Source organism: Actinoallomurus acanthiterrae (genome assembly GCF_054775715.1).
Map to the genome: position 1 here is coordinate 10,034,672 of NZ_BAAHCO010000001.1, position 22,035 is coordinate 10,056,706.

Annotated in this window: 14 protein-coding genes; 6 read left to right on the plus strand and 8 right to left on the minus strand. The window is 71.3% G+C overall.

Annotated features, from left to right (window positions below):
- Positions 1–107: 107 nt before the first annotated feature.
- The 5 genes from ACYVF7_RS47315 to ACYVF7_RS47335 all read left to right on the plus strand — a co-directional run bounded on the left by ACYVF7_RS47315 (position 108) and on the right by ACYVF7_RS47335 (position 5,519).
- Positions 108–1,673 carry an FAD-dependent monooxygenase gene (locus ACYVF7_RS47315; RefSeq protein ID WP_460352705.1) on the plus strand — a complete coding sequence of 522 codons (1,566 nt, stop codon included), beginning with the start codon at positions 108–110 and terminating at the stop codon, positions 1,671–1,673.
- Positions 1,674–1,814: 141 nt separating this feature from the next.
- Entirely contained in the window at positions 1,815–2,282 is a 468-nt protein-coding gene (locus tag ACYVF7_RS47320) for a GntR family transcriptional regulator (protein ID WP_460352706.1), read from the plus strand.
- Entirely contained in the window at positions 2,279–3,187 is a 909-nt protein-coding gene (locus tag ACYVF7_RS47325) for an ABC transporter ATP-binding protein (RefSeq protein ID WP_460352708.1), read from the plus strand. The genes ACYVF7_RS47320 and ACYVF7_RS47325 overlap by 4 nt, the downstream gene beginning before the upstream one ends.
- Positions 3,187–4,194, plus strand: coding sequence for a hypothetical protein (locus tag ACYVF7_RS47330; protein WP_460352709.1), 1,008 nt, complete (start codon positions 3,187–3,189; stop codon positions 4,192–4,194). Before ACYVF7_RS47325 ends, ACYVF7_RS47330 begins: the two co-directional genes overlap by 1 nt.
- 119 nt (positions 4,195–4,313) lie before the next feature.
- Entirely contained in the window at positions 4,314–5,519 is a 1,206-nt protein-coding gene (locus ACYVF7_RS47335) for an alpha/beta hydrolase family protein (RefSeq protein WP_460352711.1), read from the plus strand.
- A 33-nt stretch (positions 5,520–5,552) separates the two neighbouring features.
- Here the strand turns inward: ACYVF7_RS47335 and ACYVF7_RS47340 are convergent, their stop codons facing one another.
- From ACYVF7_RS47340 to ACYVF7_RS47350, 3 genes are all read right to left on the minus strand, one after another.
- Positions 5,553–8,267 carry a putative bifunctional diguanylate cyclase/phosphodiesterase gene (locus ACYVF7_RS47340; protein ID WP_460352713.1) on the minus strand — a complete coding sequence of 905 codons (2,715 nt, stop codon included), beginning with the start codon at positions 8,265–8,267 and terminating at the stop codon, positions 5,553–5,555.
- A gap of 444 nt (positions 8,268–8,711) precedes the next feature.
- Positions 8,712–9,620, minus strand: coding sequence for a 2-hydroxyacid dehydrogenase (locus ACYVF7_RS47345; protein ID WP_460352715.1), 909 nt, complete (start codon positions 9,618–9,620; stop codon positions 8,712–8,714).
- An 82-nt stretch (positions 9,621–9,702) separates the two neighbouring features.
- Positions 9,703–10,893, minus strand: coding sequence for an ROK family transcriptional regulator (locus ACYVF7_RS47350; RefSeq protein ID WP_460352716.1), 1,191 nt, complete (start codon positions 10,891–10,893; stop codon positions 9,703–9,705).
- Positions 10,894–11,053: 160 nt separating this feature from the next.
- Between ACYVF7_RS47350 and ACYVF7_RS47355 the strand changes: the two genes are divergently transcribed.
- Positions 11,054–13,774, plus strand: a complete 2,721-nt coding sequence (locus ACYVF7_RS47355; RefSeq protein WP_460352718.1) for a glycoside hydrolase family 3 C-terminal domain-containing protein — start codon at positions 11,054–11,056, stop codon at positions 13,772–13,774.
- 70 nt (positions 13,775–13,844) lie between these two features.
- Here the strand turns inward: ACYVF7_RS47355 and gatB are convergent, their stop codons facing one another.
- The 5 genes from gatB to ligA all read right to left on the minus strand — a co-directional run bounded on the left by gatB (position 13,845) and on the right by ligA (position 21,894).
- The gene (gene gatB / locus ACYVF7_RS47360) at positions 13,845–15,344 is read right to left on the minus strand and encodes an Asp-tRNA(Asn)/Glu-tRNA(Gln) amidotransferase subunit GatB (RefSeq protein WP_460352719.1); all 1,500 of its coding nucleotides are present in this window, start codon (positions 15,342–15,344) and stop codon (positions 13,845–13,847) included.
- A 26-nt stretch (positions 15,345–15,370) separates the two neighbouring features.
- Positions 15,371–16,861, minus strand: coding sequence for an Asp-tRNA(Asn)/Glu-tRNA(Gln) amidotransferase subunit GatA (gene gatA / locus ACYVF7_RS47365; RefSeq protein WP_460352721.1), 1,491 nt, complete (start codon positions 16,859–16,861; stop codon positions 15,371–15,373).
- A 2-nt stretch (positions 16,862–16,863) separates the two neighbouring features.
- Positions 16,864–17,217, minus strand: coding sequence for an Asp-tRNA(Asn)/Glu-tRNA(Gln) amidotransferase subunit GatC (gene gatC, locus ACYVF7_RS47370; RefSeq protein ID WP_460352723.1), 354 nt, complete (start codon positions 17,215–17,217; stop codon positions 16,864–16,866).
- Between the two features lie 185 nt (positions 17,218–17,402).
- Complete coding sequence (locus tag ACYVF7_RS47375) at positions 17,403–19,499, minus strand: putative bifunctional diguanylate cyclase/phosphodiesterase (protein ID WP_460352724.1); 2,097 nt, start codon at positions 19,497–19,499, stop codon at positions 17,403–17,405.
- A gap of 226 nt (positions 19,500–19,725) precedes the next feature.
- Complete coding sequence (gene ligA / locus ACYVF7_RS47380) at positions 19,726–21,894, minus strand: NAD-dependent DNA ligase LigA (protein ID WP_460352726.1); 2,169 nt, start codon at positions 21,892–21,894, stop codon at positions 19,726–19,728.
- Between the last annotated feature and the right edge of the window lie 141 nt (positions 21,895–22,035).

Below are 22,035 nucleotides of genomic sequence, written 5' to 3' on the forward strand. Positions count from 1 at the left end.
CGTTGATAGATACCTAACTTAGGTATATGTTTCTCCTGGGCGATGCGGAATCCGTCGAGGGATCCGCTCGCCCACCAAAAGGATACCTAAGTTAGGTAAGGAGCATCATGAACGAGCACATCACGACGGACGTACTGATCGTCGGCGGGGGTCCCACCGGGCTCGCGCTGGCCTGCGACCTCGCACGGCGGGGAGTGTCCTTCCGCGTCATCGACGGAGCGGACGGCCCCAGCACCGCCTCCCGGGCCAAGACCATCCAGCCGCGCGCGCTGGAGGTCGCGGACGACCTGGGTGTCATCGACCGCGTCCTGGAGGCGGGGGTCGTCCACGTGCCCACGCGCCACTACGACCGCGACCGTGTCGTTTCCGAGGGTGTGGAGGTGGCCGTCGGCATGACGGCGCCCGGTGTCCCCTACGCTCCGATCTGGCTCTCCCAGCCGCGGTTCGAGGCGATCCTCCGGGACCGCCTGGCCGAGCTCGGCGGCCATGTCGAGTGGGGATCGGCCGTGACCGGTCTCCGGCAGGACGACGGCGGCGTGACCGTCGGCGTGCGCACGGCGGCGGGCGCCGGCGAGATCCGCGCGCGGTATGTGGTGGGGTGCGACGGCGGCCGCAGCACCGTGCGCCAGGAGATCGGCGCCGTGCTGGAGGGCACCTCGTACCCGGACCAGCGCTGGCACCTCGGGGACGTGCGCGTCGACGGCCTCGACCGGCACTGCCAGCACCTGTGGATGAGCCCCGAGCACGGGATCCTGTCCCTGTTCCCGCTGCCCGGCACCGACATCTGGCAGTTCCAGGCATCCATCCCCGCCGACGACCCCGAACCCGCCCAGCCCTCGCTGGAGCTGTTTCGCCACATCTTCGCCGAACGCGCGGGCGTGCCGGGGATCGACATCAAGGACGCGGACTGGCTCTCGCTCTACAAGATCAACGTTTGCCTGGCCGACCGGCACCGCGTCGGCCGGGTCTTCCTCGCCGGGGACGCGGCCCACATCCACTCCCCCGCCGGCGGGCAGGGCATGAACACCGGGATCCAGGACGCCTACAACCTGGGCTGGAAGCTCGCCGCCGTCCTCGACGGCGCGGACGCCGCACTGCTGGACACCTACGAGCAGGAGCGGCGCCCCGTCGCGCAGGCCGTCCTGGACGACAGCACCTCCCGCCTGCACACGGTGATGCGGTCCGCCGCCGACGGCGACGGCGCGACCGGCCTGCGCAAGCTCACCGGAGACTTCACCACCGGGCTCACCATCGCCTACCCCGGCAGCCCGCTCTCGCACCCCGCGCAGCACCGGGACGGCGGCGTCCAAGCCGGCGACCGGGCGCCCGACGCGACCTGCCTGGACGCCGCGACGGGCGACCGCGTCCGGCTCTTCGACCTGCTGCGCGGTCCGCACTGGACGCTGCTGTCCTTCGGCGACACGCATCCGAAGTTCCGGCACGCGGCCGCTCTGGGCGTCCCGCTGCGCGTCCACCAGGTAACCACCGGCTCCAGGGCCGCCCGTTCGGACGCGGTCATCGACGCCGAGGGCCTCGTCTGCGAGGCGTACGGCATCGGCGGGGACGAGCTCGTCCTGATCCGCCCGGACGGCTACATCGCCACCCGCGTCCCGTCCGGAGAAGCCAGCGTCGCCATGCGCCAGGCCACCGCGCTCGCGGCCCGCCGCTCCTGACCGCCTGCGAGGCGCCCGCGCCCGCCCCGCGAACGGCCTTCCTGCGCGCGTGCACGCCCGGCCCCAGGGCCGGGCGGCAGCTTGCGGGTGCGCGACCCGGGTGTTGACAGCGGCGATCAAAGCTGCTTTAACTCAATAACTATGGATATAGATAAAGATGGCTCGCCATCGCCGATCGAGTTCCGGCTCGATCCCGCCTCGGGGGTCCCGACCTATCTCCAGCTGGTCCAGCAGGTGGAGCAGGCACTGCGGCTTGGATATCTGCGGCAGGGCGATCAGCTGCCGAGGGTCAAGGACGTCGTCGCAGGGCTGGCGATCAATCCGAACACGGTGCTGAAGGCCTACCGGGAGCTGGAGCACCGGGGCCTCGTCGCCGGACGGCGCGGGCTCGGCACGTTCGTCGAGGGCACCTTGGACCGGGTGGGCCTGCGCGAACAGGCGGCGCTGCGGAAGAGCATGCTGGCCTGGATGCGTACGGCGAGCGAGGCCGGGCTGGACGAGGAGGGCATGAGCGCCCTGTTCACGGCGGCACTGCACGAGCTGCGGCAGAGCAGGGAAGGCCGGCCGGACGAGGAAGGCGGCAGCGGACGCGCGGGAGTGGTCGCGTGAGCGCCGCGATCGAGGCGTCCGGGCTCGGCAAGCGCTACGGCCGTACGTGGGCGCTGCGGGACTGCTCGCTGGCGATCCCGTCCGGTCACGTCGTCGGCCTGGTCGGTCCGAACGGCGCGGGGAAGACGACGCTGCTGAGCCTGGCGGTCGGGCTGGCCACGCCGACGACGGGACAGGTACGGGTGGCGGGTGGCAGGCCCGCGGGATCGGCCGCAGCGCTGGACGCGGTCGCCTTCGTGGCCCAGGAGGCGGCGCTGTACCGCAACCTGTCCGTCGCGGACATGCTGCGGGTCGGGCGCAGCCTGAACCGGCGCTGGGACGACCGGCGCGCTGGTGGCCGCCTGGCGGAGCTGGGCATTCCGCTGGAAAAGAAGGTCGGTACGTTGTCAGGCGGTCAGCGGTCTCAGGTGGCGCTCACCCTCGCTCTCGCCAAATGCCCGGAGTTGCTGATCCTTGACGAGCCGCTGGCCGCCCTGGATCCGCTGGCGCGGCATGACTTCACGGCGGCGTTGATGGCGGCCGTGGCGGAGGACGGCGTCTCGGTGGTGTTCTCCTCCCACGTCGTCACGGAGCTGGAGCGGGTCTGCGACTACGCGGTCGTCGTGCATGGCGGCCGGATCCAGGTGTCCGGTGAGGTCGAGGACCTGGTCGCCGGGCATCACGTCCTGACCGGGCCGGCCGATGAGGCCGACGCCGTCGCCCAGCGCCTCCCGGTGATCCGGGACCGGCGCGCGTCCGCGCAGGCGCACCTGCTGATCCGTGCCTCTGATCCGGCCGCCGCGCCGCCGGGCTGGCAGCGGCACCCGGTCGGGCTGGAGGAACTGGTGCTGGCCTACATGCGCGAACCGGCGGCCTCGGTGCTCCCCGGCCCGAGACCCGCACCCGGCGAACAGGTGGCCTGCTGATGACGACGACCTCCGTGTCGCGCGGCGGCGTGCTGCCCCGGTTCGGCCTCGCGTGGGTGACCTGGCGCCAGCACCGGTTCGCCTTCTACGCCCTGCTGGGGATGCTGGCCGGCTTCGCCGTGCTGATGGTGGCCGGTGGCCTGCGGGCCCGCTCGACCTACCACCAGCTCGGATTGGACCGGTGCGCCTCCTTCGCCGGCGACCCCTGCCAACACCTCCGCATGGAATTCTTCAGCTGGTACCCGGCGCAGTTTCCATTCCTCTTCCTCCTGGTGCTTCCCGCGGCCTTCGGCTCGATCATCGGAGGACCGCTGATCGCGCGGGAGCTGGAGACGGGCACCTACCGGTTCGCCTGGACCCAGGGGGCCGGACGCACCCGCTGGCTGCTGACCAAGCTGTGCCTGATCGCCGTCGTGCTGGCCGCGGTGGCGGAGGCCTACGGCGCCCTGTACACCTGGTACAACGCCCCCCTGGACCACGTCATGCACTTCGGGTTCGGCGACTACCTCCGCTTCGAGCTCGAGGGAATCGTCTTCCCGGTCCAGACGCTGCTGGCGTTCACGGCCGGGGTGTTCGCCGGCCTGCTGACCCGCCGCACCCTGGTCGCGGTCGGCGCGGTCTTCCTCGGCATGTCCGGCCTTGTCCTGGCGCTCGTTCTCAAGCTTCGCCGGTACTACATGACACCACTCGTCACGGCCGACCGAACCGGCCCCCGTGACTGGGTGGTCGGCAGGGCGTACGTGGATCCGAACGGGCACCTGCTCGACACCGGCAACAGCCACATCCTGTACACGAAGTATCTGGCACAGCTTCCATCGTCGAGCGACGGAATCTCTTCGGTCTCGTACCGAGACTGGCTGCTGGCCCGGCACTACACCATCGTGACGAGCTACCACCCTGCCGGCCGGTTCTGGACGTTCCAGTTCATCGAGGCCGGCTGGATGGGGCTGCTCATACTCCTGCTGGGCATCGCCACCGTCCGGCTGATCCGCCGCCGGATCGGCTGACTCGACACCCGTCCGCCGCATGTACGCGATGCGGCGTCCACACTCCCGCGCTCGTTCAGCGGCGCCGGCGTCCTGCCGGTGCCGCCGGCGACGCACGCCCTTCTGCGAACAGGAACCGGATGAAACCAGAGATCACCGACGCGTCCCGTCCGTTCGGCCGCGCACGCGCGCCACGGCTGGTCGCCGCCCTGCTGGGTCTCACCTTGGCGACGGCGGCGTGCGGCGCTTCGCCGGCCCGGCAGGTCGCGGCCGCACGAGCCGCTCGTGCCACGGCCGCGCACGCGTCCGAGTCCCCCGTACTGCCCAGCCCGACCGGCCCGCACGCGGTCGGCCGCACCACGCTGCACCTCGTCGACGGGCACCGCCCGGACCCCTGGGTGCCGTCGGCGGGCCCGCGGCAGCTGATGGTGTCGATGTACTACCCCGCCCGGTCCGGGACCGGCGGTCCCGCCCCGTACATGACCACGGAGGAGGCCCGGCTGTTCCTGCAGGAGAAGGCCCCGGGCGCCGGCTTTCCCCCCGAGACGCTCAGCGCCACCCGTACCTACGCGCACACCGGCGCACGCCCGGCACACGGCCGCTTCCCGCTGGTGCTGCTCTCACCCGGCCTCGGGTTCCCGCGCGCCACCCTCACCGGCCTCGCCGAGGACCTGGCCAGTCGCGGGTACGTCGTCGCGCTGGTCGACCACACCTACGAGAACTCCGGCACGACCTTCCCCGACGGCCGCACTCTGGCCTGTGCCGTCTGCGACAAGCCCCCCGCGGGCGGGCCCGCGGCCATCGCCCAGAGCCGGGCCGAGGACATCTCCTTCGTGATCGGCCGGCTGACCGCACACCGCCCGGCGTGGCCCTACGCCCGGCTGATCGATTCCCGGCGCATCGGCATGGCCGGGCACTCCGTCGGGGGCAACGCGGCCGCCACGACCATGGCCGCCGACCGGCGGGTCCGTGCGGGGGTGAACATGGACGGCAGTTTCAAGGCACCGGTCCCCGCCACCGGCCTGGGCCATCGCCCCTTCCTGATGTTCGGCGCCGAGCATGAGGTCCCAGGCGTGGACGACACCTGGGAGCAGGCGTGGAACAGCCTGAACGGCTGGAAACGCTGGCTGACCGTCGCCGGCTCCGACCACGGCACGTTCACGGATATGCCCGTCCTCTCCGCGTGGGCGGGCAGGCCGGGGTCCGTGATCTCCCCGCAGCGCGCGGAGGAGATCACCCGCACCTACGTCGGCGCCTTCTTCGACCTGCACCTCAAACGCATCCCGCAGCCCCTGCTCGACGGGCCCTCACCGGCCGACCCGGAGGTCGTCTTCCAGCACCCCTGATCTTCGGCGGCTGACCGGTCCGTACGGGGCCGGTCAGCCGGCGGAGAGGGCCGAGCCGTGGAGTGGGATGGAGGCCTCGCCGCGCGGGTTGGTGCGGACGATCGCCTCGATCCCGCGCGGTGCCATCGGGCGGGCGACGAGGAAGCCCTGGCCGCGGGGGCAGCCCATCTCCTTGAGGAGCTCGAGCTGCTCGGGACGCTCGATGCCCTCGGCGACGACGGTCAGCCCGAGGTCGCGGCCGACCCGGACGATCGTGCGGGTCAGGAGGGTCAGGGTCTCGTCGCGGCCGAGTCCGGCGACGAACGAGGGGTCGATCTTTATGACGTCGACCGGCAGCTGCCGCAGGTAGGCCAGTGAGGCGTAGCCGGTGCCGAAGTCGTCGATGGCCAGCCGGACGCCGAGGTCGCGCAGCGCGGACAACCGGGAGATCAGCTCGTCGCCGCCGTCGACGAGGACCTCCTCCTCGACCTCCAGGGTGAGCACCTCTGGCGGCAGGCCGCTGTTCTCCAGCGCGGTCGCCACCGACTCGACGAACCGGGGCGCGGCGATCTCCCGGGGCCTCAGGTTGATCGACAACCCGATGTCCCAGTCGGAGGCGCGCCAGCGCGCCACCTCGCAGCAGGCCTCGCGCAGCACCCAGTTGCCGAGCGGGATCATCAGGCCCGACTCCTCCGCGGTGCCGATGAACTCCTCCGGCGGCACGAAGACGCCGTCCCGCCACCACCGTACGAGCGCCTCGACGCCGGTGACGCGGGAGGTGGCGAGTTCGACGACCGGCTGGAACTCCACGGTGAACTGCTGCTCGGTGAGCGCGCGCTGCAGGTCGCCGCCGAGTTCGAGGCGGCGGACGACGTCGGCGTGCATCTTGGCGGCGAACACCTCGACCCGGCCGCCGCCGAGGTCCTTGGCGCGGGACAGCGCGACGTCGGCGTTGCGGATGAGCTCGGGGCCGCCGATGCCCGCCTCGGTGAAGGCGATGCCGATGCTGGCGGTGAGCACGATGCTGCGGTCGCCGACGCGGTACGGCTCGCTCGCGAGCACGCGGACGAGGCGCTCGCCGAGGTCGACGGCCGTCTGCACCTCGGTGGCGCTCTGCAGCAGCACGGAGAACTCGTCGCTCCCCCAGCGTGCGACGGTGTCGTCGGCCAGGACGCCCGCGCGCAGGCGGCGGGCGGCCTGGGCCAGCACCTGGTCGCCACCCGCGTGGCCGATGGAGTCGTTCACGGCGGTGAAGCCGTCGAGGTCCACGAAGATCACCGCGACGGTGCCCTGGGCGCATTCGACGACCTCGCGGGCGCGTTCTTCGAAGTAGGCGCGGTTCGGCAGGCCGGTCAGCCCGTCGTGGAAGGTCAGGTGCGTGACCTGACGCTGGAGCGCGGCCTGCTCGCTGAAGTCCCGTACGGTCACGAGGAGCCGGTCCGCGGACCCGCCGCCGGACGAGCTGTACCGGCAGATCGTGGACTCCGTCGGCAGCCAGGTGCCGTCGGCGGCGCGGACCCGGCAGGCGATGCGGACGACGTCGTTCCCGGGCGCGCGGAGCAGCCGGCGGGCCGCCACCAGCACCCTCGGCAGGTCCTCCGGGTGGACGACATCGCGCACCGAGCGGCCGAGCAGGCCCTCGGCCGTGTAGTGGTACGAGGGCTGCGCGCCCTCGCTGACGTACTCGATGACGCCGTCGAGCCCGCAGATCACCACGACGTCGTTGATGCTCTCGGTGAGCGCCCTGAAGTGCTTCTCGCTGACCTTCACGGCGCGCCGCAGCCGGTCGTTGTCGTGGACCAGCTCCCCGAGCCGGGCGAGGACGACGAGGACGGCCGACCCGGCGATGATCGGGACGATCGGCCGCAGGCCGTGTGCGCCGGTGAGCGTGTGCCCGGCCACGAAGATCGCCGCGGCGGCGGCCGTGGCGGCCGGCGCGAGGCCGGGCCCCACGAGGCGGCGCCGGGTCGCGTCGCTCGCGCGGCCGCGCAGCGTCCATGGGGCGACGCCGAGGAGCAGCAGCCCGGCCAGGCGGGCGAGGTCGGCCGCGGAGCCGTACGCGTCGCCGTCGTTCAGCCGGTCCATGAAGTACATGACGTCCGCCGCGGTGAGGACGACCAGCGCGCAGTAGGCGACCATCACGGACCGGCGGCGCCCGCGCAGGGCCCCGACCGCCATCGGCAGCAGCCCGCAGACCAGCAGGGCGTCGAGCAGCGGGTAGCGCAGCTCGATGACGAACTGCACCCAGCCTTCTCCCGACATGCGGTACAGCCGATCGAAGATCGCGACCCAGCCGACGACGAACAGGGCGCAGGCGCAGACGTACGTGTCGGCGAGATAGCGCAGCCACGGGCGGGCGCTGCGCGGCGGGCCGATCGGCGCGACGAACCCGGCCGTCACGGCGCCCAGGGCGATCAGGAAGAACAGGTCGGCCGGTGAGACCGCCACCGCCGACCGGCTGAGGACGAGCCGGGAGATCGCGTTGATCGCCCAACCGGCCGACCAGGCCATCGCCGCCAGCCCGAACCAGCGCCAGGTGTCACGGTCGACCTTCCCGGCGGGGCTCTGCGGCGCCCGCCGCGCCTTGAACAGCAGCGAGCTCGCGGCGATCGCCGCCGCCCAGGCGCTGAGCCAGGCGCCGCCGCCGTCGGTGCCCCGGCCGGTCAGGAAGGCGATCGCGTGAATGACGGCGAGCACGGCGACCGGGCCGAACGGCCGCACGGTCGCCGGTATCCCCCAGCGTCGCCGCTTCGTCCGCTCGCCGGTCATCACTTTCTCGCTCTCTGATCTTGATCAAATTGTCCCGGAGCACGACGCGCGCCGGGTGCCGAATGCATGACTTTCCGGGACGACGGCCCATGGCCGTCTCAGGTGCGGCGTATACCTGCCTGTCGAATGCCGTGTCATCCGGTACGAGTGGCGGCCGGAGTCAGGGTCGCCACCGGGAAGTTCACGCCGGGCGCGTCGTGCCGGGGTCGCCGGCAGCACCCGCGTGCGGCGCTCACTCTGGTCAGCCTTGTTGGTCAATGTACGGTCCGTAGGTCACGGAGCGATTGAGGCTGGGCGTCCACCCGGCGACAACTCGCCACGTTGCGTAATCGGACATCGAGCGCTTGCTAGCGCTTTGTCGGCGCGACCTGCCCGCCCGGCAAAGCCGGGATCGATCCGCCTCCCGCTGTGACCCAAGAAGCCGAGGGAAATCCTTTACCTGTTTCAGTAGGCGCCGGTGATGACGTTTCGCAGGGGCTCGTCGCAGGCGGCGCGCTCGAGCTGTGCGCGCACCAGCGCGATGGAGCGCCGCCGCGACGCCGGCGTCGACCCGCCGACGTGCGGGGTGATGAAGGCACCGGGCGCGGACCAGAGCGGGTGACCGGCGGGCAGCGGCTCGGGGTCGGTCACGTCCAGCACCGCGCGCAGCCGCCGCCGGGACAGCTCCGCGACCAGCGCGTCGGTGTCGACCACCGAGCCGCGAGCGGCGTTGACGAGCAGGGCGCCGTCCTTCATCCGCGCGAGGAAGCCGGCGTCGACCATGCCGGTCGTCTCCGGGGTGGACGGCACGATCAGGACCACGATGTCGGCCAGGGGCAGCAGGTCCGGGAGGGCGCCGACCGGATGGACGCCGTCGCGCGCCGTCCTCGCCACCCGTACGACCTCGGTCTCGAACGGCAGCAGGCGGCGCTCGATCGCCGCGCCGACCGAGCCGTACCCGACGATCAGCACGGAGCGGTCGGCCAGCGCGTCGGTCATGTGCCAGTCCCAGCGGCCATCGCGCTGCGCGTCGACGAAACGCGCGAAGTCCCGCTGGGCCGCGATGATGCCGCCGACCACCCACTCGGCGGTGCTCGCGTCATGGATGCCCCGGCCGTTGCACAGCACCACGCCGGACGGGACGTACGGCAGGAAGGTGTCGACGCCCGCCACCTGCAGCTGAACGATCTTCAGGCTCGTCATCCGGGCGAGAACGGCGCGACTCTGCGGGGTCGGAGTGAACGGCGGAACATAGAACTCCACCTCGCCGGGGTCGCCCGGCAGGTCGTCCCCGCCGGGATAGACGTCGGCATCCACACCGGCCACGTCCTCGACCGCCTCGGCGATCTCCTTGTCCGGGACCCAGACCTTCATCCTGCCGCCTTCCTTACCGACCAGACCGATCGTAGAGGCCGTTCCAGCGCGACCGGAACCGGGATCCCGCCCGGTTCGGCGATCAGAGGGTCAGCAGGTGCGCGGAGGTGCTGTGGGTGGCGAGTGCGATCGCGCCCAGCGCCTCGGCGCGGTCGCCGAGACGGCCGGCGGTGACGGCGATCCCCTGGCTGATCGCCGCGGGCAGCTGCCGGACCAGCATGGCGTGGACGCCGTCCAGCAAGGGGCGGCCGACCGCCGCGACGTCGCCGCCGATGATCACGAGGCGAGGTTCGAGCATCGCGCAGATGCCGACCAGTGCCCGGCCGACCATGCGCCCGGCGTCGGCGGTGACCCGTCGCGCCCCGGGATCGTCGGCCGCCAGCAGCGCCACGACGTCGGCGATGGTCGTGTTCGGGCCGCGAGCGTGGGTGAAGGCGGAGGTGAGCGCGCGGAGGCCGACGACCGTCTCCAGGCAGCCCCGGTTGCCGCACCGGCAGACGTACCCGCCGTCGACCACGGGAATGTGCCCGAGTTCGCCGGCCGATCCGGTGGCCCCCTCGTACGGCCGGCCGCCGAGGATCAGCCCGGCGCCGACGCCGTCGGACAGCATCACGTAGATGAGGTCATCGACGCTCTGGCCCGCGCCGAAGGTCCATTCGGCGAGTGCGCCGAGGTTCGCGTCGTTGCCCACGTGGACCGGTAGCCCGACGCGCTCGCGCAGGCGCGCGGCGATGTCGACGCCGGTCCAGTCGGTCAGCACGGACGGGGCACGCAGGGTGTGCGACCGCGACCGCATCGGGGCCGAGGCCGCGACGCCCACGCCGAAGACGCGGCCGACGTCGTGCCCCGCGGCCGCGACCAGTTCGAGCGCGGTGTCGGCGATGTAGGCGAGCGCGTCGTCCGGCCGGTGGTCGACGTCGATCTCCTGGTACCGCTCACCGAGCACGCCGCCGGACAGGTCGGTGAACAGAACGCGGATGCCGGCGTGGCGGAGGTGGACACCGAGGACGCCGCCGCCTACCGGGTTGAGCGTGAGCGGCGTGGCGGGACGGCCGCCGCCGGGCGAGGCGCGGTGCCCGGCGCCGTCGGCGGCCTCACTCAGGACTCCGTCGGCGAGCAGTTCCGCGACGAGGCTGGAGACCGTGGTGCGCGACAGGCCCGTGGCCCGGGCGATGCCGACTCTGCTGATCCGGCCGCGCCGCTGCACGGTCCGCACGACCAGCAGACGGTTCCGCGACCGCAATGAGGAGAGTGAGCCCGGGGCATCCGGCATAGCGGCACAGTACAGGGTTTGTCCGGAGCTCGGATTAATAGTGACCATTGTCGGTCTTTCTTAATCCTTGACGCTTATTAACCGTTATTTCTACAGTCCCGGCTGTGTCGGCGGCCGGAGTTCGGCGCGGTCGTGACCCCCGTGCATCCTGGGAGTATCCGTGCAGAGAAGACCATTCGCGCTGATCGCGACGGGAGCGGCACTGTGCTGCGCCGCCGCGACCGGCGTCCCCGCAGCATCGGCGCAGGAGAACAAGCCGCCGGCCCCCATCTACCTCGACGCCCACTACGCGCCGTCCGAGCGCGCCGCAGACCTGGTGAGCCGCCTCTCGCTCGACGAGAAGGCCCAGCAGATGAACAGCAACATCGCCCCGGCGATCCCCCGCTTGGGAATCGCGCCCTGGGGCTGGTGGAACGAGGCGTCGCACGGCGTCGCCGCGCTCACCAACAGCACCTCCAACCCGCCCGCCGTCTGGAACACGACGTCCTACCCGGTCGACCTGGCGATGGGCAGCACGTGGAACCCGGACCTGATCCACAAGGTGGCGGGCTCCATCGGTGACGAGGCCCGCGAGGTGGTCCCGAACAACACGCAGAACCTCGACTTCTACTCCCCCACCGTCAACCTCGGCCGCGACCCGCGCTGGGGACGCAACGACGAGACCTGGAGCGAGGACCCGACGCTGACCGCCGGCCTCGCCGCCCAGTTCGTCAACGGGCTGCAGGGCCAGGACGAGAACGGCCGGCTGCCGCGGTCGGCGGGCGGCTACACGAAGGCATGGGCCACGCTCAAGCACTTCGCCGCCAACAACAGTGAGTACAACCGGCGCACCGGCACCTCGGACATGGACGAGCGCACGCTGCGGGAGTACTACACCGCGCAGTTCCGCGACATCATCGCGAAGAGCCGACCCGGCTCGATCATGAGCTCGTACAACCGGGTCAACGGCGTCCCCGCCGCCGCGAACGTCCACCTGATGGACACGCTGGCCCGGCAGACCTTCGGCTTCGACGGGTACTTCACCTCCGACTGCGACGCGGTCTACGAGATCCAGGCCGGCCACCACTGGCAGCCGCCGGGCGCGCCCGCCCCGCTGGACCAGTACGGCCGGACGGCGTACGCCGTCACGGCCGGTGAGGACCTGGACTGCAACCAGGGCTACCACGACGCCTACAACTACGGGAACACGATCCCGGAGGCGATCGGCCGGCACATCACGACGCAGACCGGTGTCTTCACCGAGAACGACGTCGACGTCTCGCTCGTCCGGCTGTTCACCGCCCGCATCCGCACCGGCGAGTTCGACCAGGAGGATCAGGTCCCGTGGGTTCGGGCGGCCCGCGCCCGCCTGGCACCGGGCACCTGGGTCAACTCCGACGCCAACAAGGCCGTCACCGAGACCCCGGACCGCCTCGCGCTCGCCCAGCAGGCCGCCGAGCAGAGCCTCGTGTTGTTGAAGAACGCCCCGGCCGCCGGTGCGAAGGACGCCCTCCTGCCGCTGCGGGTGCCCGCGTCCGGCTCCTACCGCGTCGCGGTCATGGGCGCGTACGCCAACCCGTCCGCGCTCTTCCTCGGCGGCTACGCCGGCGCGCAGGGCTCCGCCGGGATCGCCAAGGAGGTCAACCCCTACCAGGGCGTCAAGGCCGCGATCCAGAAGATCGACCCGGACGCCACCGTCGACTACTACCCCGGCGTCACCGGCACCGGCCTGAACACCGTCGACCCCGCGTCCGTCGCGGCCGCCGACCGTTACGACGCCGTCATCGTCGTGGCGGGCACGAACTCCGGCGACTCCCGCGAGGACGTCGACCGCACCACGCTGGCGCTGCCCGGCGCGCAGTCATCACTGATCAGCCAGGTCGCCACGCGCAACCCGCGCACCGTCGCGTACCTGGAGACGGTGGGCCAGGTCGACACCGGCGGGTTCCAGGCGCAGGTGCCGGCGCTGCTGTGGAGCTCCTATGACGGGCAGCGGCAGGGCACCGCGCTCGCCGACGTCCTGCTCGGCCGCGCCGACCCGGGCGGGCGACTGCCGTTCACCTGGTACCGGGACGTGAACCAGCTCCCGGCGATCGGTGACTACGGCATCCGGCCCACCGGCACCAGCCACGGCCGCACCTACATGTACTTCAACGGCGACGTCACGTTCCCATTCGGGCACGGCCTGAGTTACGACCGGTTCACCTACGCGCACGTGCGGACCCAGCGGTCGGCCGACGCGAACGGCACCCTGCACGTGACCGCGGACGTCACCAATCGCGGCACGACGGCCGGCAGCACCGTGCCGCAGCTGTACGCCGCCACGCCGTTCGAGCCGGCGTCGGCGCAGCGGCCGGTCAAACGGCTGGAGGCCTTCACGAAGGTCACGGTCGGCCCGCACCAGACGAAGCGGATCAGCCTGACCGTGCCCGTGCGCAAGCTCGCCTTCTTCGACGAGGCGGCGAACCGCTACAAGGTCGACCCCGGCCGGTATGAGCTGCAGCTCGGCGCGTCCAGCGCCGACATCGCGGCACGGGCGTACGTCCGGATCGGCGGCACGCTCCGGTCGACGCCCTCGGTCGTCACCGCCAAGCCCGCCCAGGCGGGCGACGACGCACAGGGCGTCGTCCAGCGGGTGACCTTCGACAAGGGCACCACCGTCGACCCGCGCCTGACCGTCTCGATGGCCGACGAGAGCCTGTACGGCTACGTCACGAAGGGCGCGAGCCTGCCGTTGCCGGAGGGGCTGACGGTGACCTACCGCAGCGACCGGCCTCAGGTGGTCCGCGTTGACGGCGGTCGTACGATCCGCACCGTCGGATCCGGTGTCGCCACCGTCACCGCGATCGTCCATTACAGGGGCGGAACGGCCTCGACGTCCTTCGTCGTCCGGGTGGCCTGAGAGGCGGGCGCCATGAAGCCGGCGGCCCCGGACCCGCACGGGTCCGGGGCCGCCGTGGCGTGCGTCGCCGTCAGCTCGTGAGCTTCTCGATGATCAGCTCGCGGGCGCGGCCGGCGTCGGCCTGGCCGCGGGTGGCCTTCATGACCGCGCCGACGAGCGCGCCCGCCGCCGCGACCTTGCCGCTGCGGATCTTCTCCGCGACGTCCGGGTTGGCGGCGATGACCTCGTCGATGACCGAGCCCAGCTGGCCCTCGTCGCTGACGACCTTCAGGCCGCGCTTCTCGACGACCTCGTCCGGCGTGCCCTCGCCGGCGAGAACGCCGTCGAACACCTGCCGGGCCAGCTTGTCGTTGATGGTGCCCTCGGCGACCAGCGCGCTGACCCGTACGACGTCCGCCGGGGTGACCGGCAGCTCGGACAGCTCGACGCCCTGCTCGGTGGCCCGCCGGGACAGTTCGTTCATCCACCACTTGCGGGCGGCGGCGGGCTCGGCGCCCTCGCGGACCGTCTCCTCGATCAGGTCCAGGGCACCGGCGTTGACGATGTCCTGCAGTTCCTTGTCGGCGACGCCCCACTCCTCCTGCACCCGGCGGCGGCGTGCGGCGGGCAGCTCCGGCAGCCCGGTGCGCAGCTGCTCCACCCACTCGCGCGACGGGGCCATCGGCACCAGGTCGGGCTCGGGGAAGTAGCGGTAGTCCTGCGCCTCTTCCTTGCTGCGCCCGCTCGTCGTCGTGCCGGCGGTCTCCTGGAAGTGACGGGTCTCCTGGATCACCCGGCCGCCGGCGTCGAGGACGCCGGCCTGCCGCTCGATCTCGTACCGGACGGAGCGCTCGACCGAGCGGAGGGAGTTGACGTTCTTGGTCTCGGTGCGGGTGCCCCACTCGGACGCGCCCTTGGGCATGAGCGAGACGTTGACGTCGCAGCGCATCGAGCCCTGCTCCATGCGCACGTCCGAGACGCCGACCGCGCGTACGAGCTCGCGCAGTTCGGTGGCGTACGCCCGCGCGACCAGCGGCGCCTTGTCGCCCGTCGCGGCGATCGGCTTGGTGACGATCTCGACGAGCGGGATGCCGGCCCGGTTGTAGTCGACCAGCGAGAAGTCGGCCCCGTGGATCCGGCCGGTGGCGCCGCCGACGTGGAGCGACTTGCCGGTGTCCTCCTCCATGTGGACCCGCTCGATCTCGACGCGGTACGTCTCGCCATCGACCTCGACGTCGAGGTAGCCGTCGATGCACAGCGGCTCGTCGTACTGCGAGATCTGGAAGTTCTTCGGCATGTCCGGATAGAAGTAGTTCTTCCGGGCGAAGCGGCACCACTCGACGATCGTGCAGTTCAGCGCGAGGCCGATCTTGATGATGCCCTCGATCGCACTGCGGTTCGTCACCGGCAGCGAACCCGGCATGCCCAGGCAGACCGGGCAGACCTGGGTGTTGGGCTCCGCGCCGAACTCGGTCGAGCACCCGCAGAACATCTTCGTCGTCGTGCCCAGCTCGATGTGGGTCTCGATGCCCAGCACCGGCTCATATTTCGCCAGCGCCTCGTCGTACGGCACGAGCGTTTCAGTGCTCATCGGTAGTTCAGTCCCTTCGGGCCCGGTCAGAGTGCCGGGGCCTTGGCCAGGAGCGGGCCGCCCCAGCGGTCCTGCAGGGCCCGCTCTACGGCGGCGCCGACGCGGTAGACGCGGTCGTCGGCGAGGACCGGCGCCATGATCTGCAGGCCGACCGGCAGGGAGTCCTCGTCCGCCAGGCCGCAGGGCACCGAGATGGCGGCGTTGCCGGCGAGGTTGGACGGGATCGTGCACAGGTCGGCGAGGTACATCGCCATCGGGTCGTCGGCGCGCTCGCCGATCGAGAACGCCGTCGTCGGCGTCGTCGGCGAGATCAGCACGTCGACCTGCTCGAACGCCGCGTCGAAGTCGCGCGTGATCAGCGTGCGGACCTGCTGTGCCTTGCCGTAGTAGGCGTCGTAGTAGCCGCTGGACAGGGCGTAGGTGCCGAGCATGATCCGGCGCTTGACCTCGGGCCCGAAGCCCCCAGCGCGGGTGAGCGCCATGACCTCCTCGGCCGAGCGGGTGCCGTCGTCGCCAACGCGCAGGCCGTAGCGCATGCCGTCGAACCGGGCGAGGTTGGACGAGCACTCCGACGGCGCGATCAGGTAGTACGCCGGCAGCGCGTACGTGAAGTGCGGGCAGGAGACCTCGACGACCTTGGCGCCCAGCGACTCGAGCAGTTCGACGGCCTCGTGGAAGCGGGCGAGCACGCCCGGCTGGTAGCCCTCGCCGCTGAACTCCTTGACCACGCCGACCCGCAGCCCGGCGACGTCGGCGCGGCGCGCCGCCTCGACGACGGGCGGCACCGGCTGGTCGATCGACGTGGAGTCCATCGGGTCGTGCCCGGAGAACGCCTCGTGCAGCAGCGCGGCGTCCAGGACCGTACGGGCCATCGGGCCCGGCGTGTCGAGCGAGGACGCGAACGCGATCACGCCGTACCGCGACGAGCCGCCATAGGTCGGCTTCATGCCGACGAGGCCGGTGACCGCGGCGGGCTGGCGGATCGAGCCGCCGGTGTCGGTGCCGGTGGAGAGGGGCGCCTCGTACGCGGCGACCGCCGCCGAGGAGCCGCCGGAGGAACCACCGGGGATCTTGCTCAGGTCCCACGGGTTGTGCGTCGGGCCGAACGCGCTGTTCTCCGTCGAGGAGCCCATCGCGAACTCGTCCATGTTGGTCTTGCCGAGGATGACCAGCCCGGCCTCGCGCAGCCGCCGGGTGACGGTCGCGTCGTACGGCGGGCGCCAGCCCTCCAGGATCTTGGAAGAGCAGGTCGTCGGCATGTCGGACGTGGTGAAGACGTCCTTGTGCGCGATCGGGACGCCGGCCAGCGGGCCGAGCGTCTCCCCCGCCGCCCTGCGGTCGTCGACCGCGCGGGCCTGCGCCAGGGCGGCCTCGGGGTCGACGTGCAGGAACGCCTTGACGGAGCCGTCGACGGCGGCGATGCGGTCCAGGTGCGCCCGGGTGACCTCGACCGCCGACGTCTCGCCGGAGGCGATCAGCTCGCCCAGCTCGGCCGCGGTCTTCTTGATGATGTCCATGCTCACGCCTCCTCGTCGAGAATCCGCGGGACCTTGAAACGCTGCTCATCGGCGGCGGGCGCGCCGGACAGTGCCTGGTCGGGCGTGAGGCAGGGCCGCGCCTCGTCGGCGCGGAAGACGTTGGTCAGCGGGAGCGCGTGGGAGGTCGGCGGGATGTCCTCCGCCGCGACCTCCTGGATCCGCGCGACCGCGGAGATGATGTCATCGAGCTGGGTGGCGAGGTGGTCGAGCTCGTCCTCGCGCAGCGCCAGCCGGGACAGCCGGGCGAGGTGGGCGACCTCCTCGCGGGTGATGGCTCCGCCGCCGCGGGCCTGGCCCGCGGCTGCGGAGCCATGGGCGGCGTGCTCGTTAAGCATGTCGAAACCGTTTCTGCGATCGATGGGTTCCCCGCCATCCTAGAGGGCGGGCAGAACCGGCCACGACCGGTTAACGGGTGGTTTACACAGGCCTGATCACGGGACCGGAACACCGGTGATCACCGGACCACACCATGGGCGTGGGGGGCGGCTTCGTTGACGCCCCTGACCCTGGAATGCGTCCCTTAGAGGGCGGCGCCCTCGGGGGCCTGGAGCTCCGAGACGTGCTCGCGCAGCCAGGTGGTCGCCTCGACGACGGTCATCGGCGGCTGGAAGTGGTACCCCTGGGCGGCGTCGCAGCCGAGGTTGCGTAGGAGGTGCTCCGTCTCGGCGTTCTCGACGCCCTCGGCGACCGAGCGGAGGCCGAGCGTACGGGCGAGGTCGATGATCGAACGGACGATCACCGCGTCGTCGCCCGCCTCGCGGAGCCGGCTGACGAAGGAGGCGTCGATCTTGATCTCCTCGACCGGCAGGCTCCTGAGGCGTACGAGGGAGGAGTAGCCGGTGCCGAAGTCGTCGAGGCTGAGCGGGATGCCCAGGCCGGCCAGCGCGTCGACGGTGTCGGCCGCGTAGGCGGGCTCGTTCATCAGGATCCGCTCGGTGATCTCCAGCTGGAGGGCCTGCGGCGGCACCTCGTGGCGGAGCAGCCCCGACGCGATCATCTCGGTGAGCGCCGAGTCGAGCAGGTCACGGCCGGAGGCGTTGATGGCGACCTGGACGCGGAGCCCGGCCTTCCACCACCGCGCGACCTGGGTGAGCGCGGCGTCGACGACGAAGTCGGTGATGCCGCGCATGAGGTAGGTCTGCTCGGCGATCGGCAGGAACTTGTCCGGCGTGAGCAGGCCTTTCTGCGGGTGCCGCCAGCGCAGCAGCGCCTCCAGGCCGACCGGGCGGCCATCGCCGAGGAAGAGCTTCGGCTGGTAGAACAGCTCGAGTTCACGGCGGTCGATGGCGCGCCGCAGCTGGCCCTGCCGGCCGAGGCGCTCCGGGGAGTTCCGATCGCGGTCGGGTGAATAGATCTCTACCCCGGTGCGATTTTCCTTCGCCACGTACATCGCGACGTCGGCGCGCTGCAGCAGCAGCTCGAAGTCGGGCGCGTGGTCGGGGTGGAGGGCGATGCCGACGCTGGCCTCCAGATCGAACGACATCCCGTCGAGGCGCACCGGTTCGTTCAGCGCCGCGCGGAGCCGGGCCGCGACCTCGCGGGCGCCGCGCGCGTCGCGCACGGTCGGCAGCAGGACCGCGAACTCGTCGCCGCCGAGCCGTGCGACCAGATCGCCGGGCCGCACGCTGTGGGTGAGCCGGTGCGCGACGAGCTGCAGCAGGCGGTCGCCCGTGGGGTGGCCGAGGGTGTCGTTGACCTCCTTGAACCGGTCCAGGTCCAGGAGGAAGAGGCCGACGCGCCGCGGCGGCTCGCCGTCGCGGCCGCGCGCCGTGAGAGCGCGCTCGGCGTGGTGGCGGGCCTGGGCAAGCGCTTCCTCGGTCCGCATGATCAGGAGCTTGCGGTTCGGCAGGCCGGTCAGGCCGTCGTGCAGGGCCTGGTGCTCGCGGCTCACCGAGACCGAGGCGTTGACGTACACCGCGATGAACGGCAGGACGAACAGCGGCACGAACGCCGCCGACCAGCTCATCGCCAGGACCACCAGCGGCGCGAGCCCCAGCAGCGCGCTGTGCACGAGGAGCTGCAGGCCGATGTTCCAGCGCATGGCCTTCAGGACGGACGTGCGCTCGTGCAGCCCGATCGCGGCGTTGACCAGTATCAGGTTGACGAGGAAGTACGCCACGCCCGCGAGCAGCATGATCGGCAGGTCGGAGGCGTGGGGCGTCCAGGGCCGCGTCGGCGACGCCGTGATGCCGAACGTCAGCAGCACCAGCCCCGACGCGACGAAGCTCAGGGTGTACTGCCCGACGTTGAAGGCCGTGCGGTGCAGGGCGCGCCGGCGCAGCATCCCGGTCGCCACCGTCGCGATGGCCTGCAGCAGCAGTGCCGTGGGCAGGCCGGCGTAGATCATCGTGGCGAAGGTGAAGGTGGTGGAGACCGTCGCGCCGGTGGTCTCGGTAGAGCCCGGCGTGATGATCGGCTTGAGCTCGCCGGACACGATCAGGAGGGCCAGGATCCAGAAGAGGGGGCCGCCGACCAGGGTTTTGAGGTCGCCGACGCTGAGGAAGGCGATCGAGGTGGCAAGGGCCGCGACGCCGACCACCGTGACACAGACGACGTAGCCCCACAGCGGGGAACCACGCCGGGGGACCGTGTCCCGCGTGTTGTTCGGGTCCTTCATCACGTCCTCGGGGGGTTACACCCAAACCTTGCGTTTTGGGGGGAGGCGATGGTGTTTGGACGGACACATGTCGTACTGAGGGGAGACTACGACGTCCGAGCAACTTCGCGGAACCGATTGCGCACGTTGCGTTACGCCTGCACTCGACCGTGAAGCCACCCCTCGGTAATCGATCGATACCGTACAGTATCGCCTTGCAGGTCAGCCTGACCACTGTCTTGGGAGATCACTCTTCTCCGACGACCGCGACCTCGGTGGCCGCATCCGGCCCCTTCTCCAGCAGCACGCGGAACCCCGCCTCGTCCAGAAGCCGAACTCCGAGCTTGACCGCCTTGTCGTACTTCGACCCCGGGCTCTCGCCGTGCACCACGAACCCGGTCTTCTTCGACACCGAGCTGGACACCTTGCCGCCGAGATTCTGCACGGCCTCGGTCGCGGAGTCCCGGCTGAAGCCCTCCAGGGATCCGGTGATGACGACGGTGACGCCCTCGAGCGGCCGAGGCCCCTCCTCCGCGCCCTCGTCCTCCATTCGCACGCCGGCCGCGCGCCACTTCTCGATGATCTCCTGGTGCCAGTCGACGGTGAACCACTCCTTGACCGACGCGGCGATCGTCGGGCCGACGTCCTCGACCGCCGTCAGCTCCTCCTCCGACGCGGACGCGATGCGGTCGAGCGAGCGGAACTCCCGCGCGAGCGCCTGCGCGGCCGTCGGCCCGACGTGCCGGATCGACAGGGCCACCAGCACCCGCCACAGTGGCTGCTTCTTGGCCTTCTCCAGCTCCTCGAAGAGCTTCTCGACCGTCTTCTTCGGCTCCCCGGCCTTGTTCGCGAAGAAGGTGACGACCTTCTCCTCCCCCGTCTTGGGGTCGATCTTCGGCAGGCCGGTGCGCTGCTCGCGGACCACCGACTTGATCGGCAGCAGCTGCTCGACGGTCAGGTGGAACAGGTCGCCCTCGTTCTTGACCGGCGGGTCCTCCGGCTCCAGCGGCTGGGTCAGCGCGGTCGCCGCGACGTACCCGAGCGCCTCGATGTCCAGGGCATTGCGGCTGGCCACGAAGTAGATCCGCTCCCGCAGCTGCGCCGGGCACTCCTTCGCGTTGGGGCAGCGGATGTCGACGTCGCCCTCCTTCTGCGCCCGCAGCTCGGTGCCGCACTCCGGGCACGTCGCCGGCATCACGAACTCCCGCTCGGAGCCGTCGCGCAGGTCGGCGACCGGCATGACGATCTCCGGGATGACGTCACCGGCCTTGCGCAGCACGACCGTGTCGCCGATCTGCACGCCCTTGCGCTTGACCTCGTCCGCGTTGTGCAGCGTCGCGTACGCGACCGTGGAGCCGGCGACCTTGATCGGCTCCATCACGCCGTACGGCGTGACGCGGCCGGTGCGGCCGACCCCGACCCTGATGTCGAGCAGCTTGGTGTTGACCTCCTCCGGCGCGTACTTGTAGGCGATCGCCCACCGCGGCCACCGGCTGGTCGAACCGAGCCTGCGCTGCAACGCGAACTGATCGACCTTGACCACCACGCCGTCGATCTCGTACGCCGGCTCGTGCCGGTGCTCGCCGTAGTGCTCGATGTAGGCGTGGACCTCCGCCAGGCTCTCGACGACCCGGTAGCGGTCGCTGACCGGCAGCCCGAACGACCGCATGGTCTCGTACGCGTCGGACTGGCTCTCCGGTCGCCGCCCGCCCCGCCAGGTGCCGAAGCCATGCACGATCATGCTGAGCGGACGGTGCGCGGTCACCCGCGGGTCCTTCTGCCGCAGCGAGCCCGCGGCGGCGTTGCGCGGATTGGCGAACGGCTCCCGCTCGCCCGTCTCGGCCAGCCGCTCGTTGAGCTTCCCAAACGCCTCGACCGGCAGGTAGACCTCGCCGCGCACCTCGAGCAGCTCCGGGACGTCGTCGCCGTGCAGCTGGAGCGGCACGGCGTCGATCGTCCGGATGTTGTTGGTGACGTCCTCGCCCGTACGCCCGTCACCGCGCGTCGCGCCCCGTACGAGCCGGCCGTTCTCGTACGTCAGGTTGACCGCCAGCCCGTCGATCTTCAGCTCGCACAGGAAGTTGGCGACCGAGCCGACCTCCTTCTCCGCGCGCGTCAGCCACGCCGACAGGTCGTCGGTGCTGAACGCGTTGTCGAGGCTCTGCATCCGCTCGATGTGCTCGACCGTCGCGAAGTCGGTCGTGATCGGCGCGCCGACCTTCTGCGTCGGCGAGTCCGGCGTGACCAGCTCCGGGTGCTCCTCCTCCAGCGCCCGGATCTCCCGCATCAGCCGGTCGTAGTCCGCGTCGCTGATCGTCGGGGAGTCGAGGACGTAGTAGCGGTAGCTGGCCTCGTCGAGCTCCTGAGCCAGCTCCGAATGCCGCTGCTGGACCGCGTCGGGTACGCCTGTCGCCACGAGTCTCTCCCTGCCGTACGATTGCCACTGCCCATAGTGTCTCGCGCACCGCCGACACTTCTGACCTGCGGCTCGGAGTCCATCGCGGGTCTGTGCCCAGACTTTGTCCGCCCATCCGCGAGCCCGCGTCGGCCTGGACAC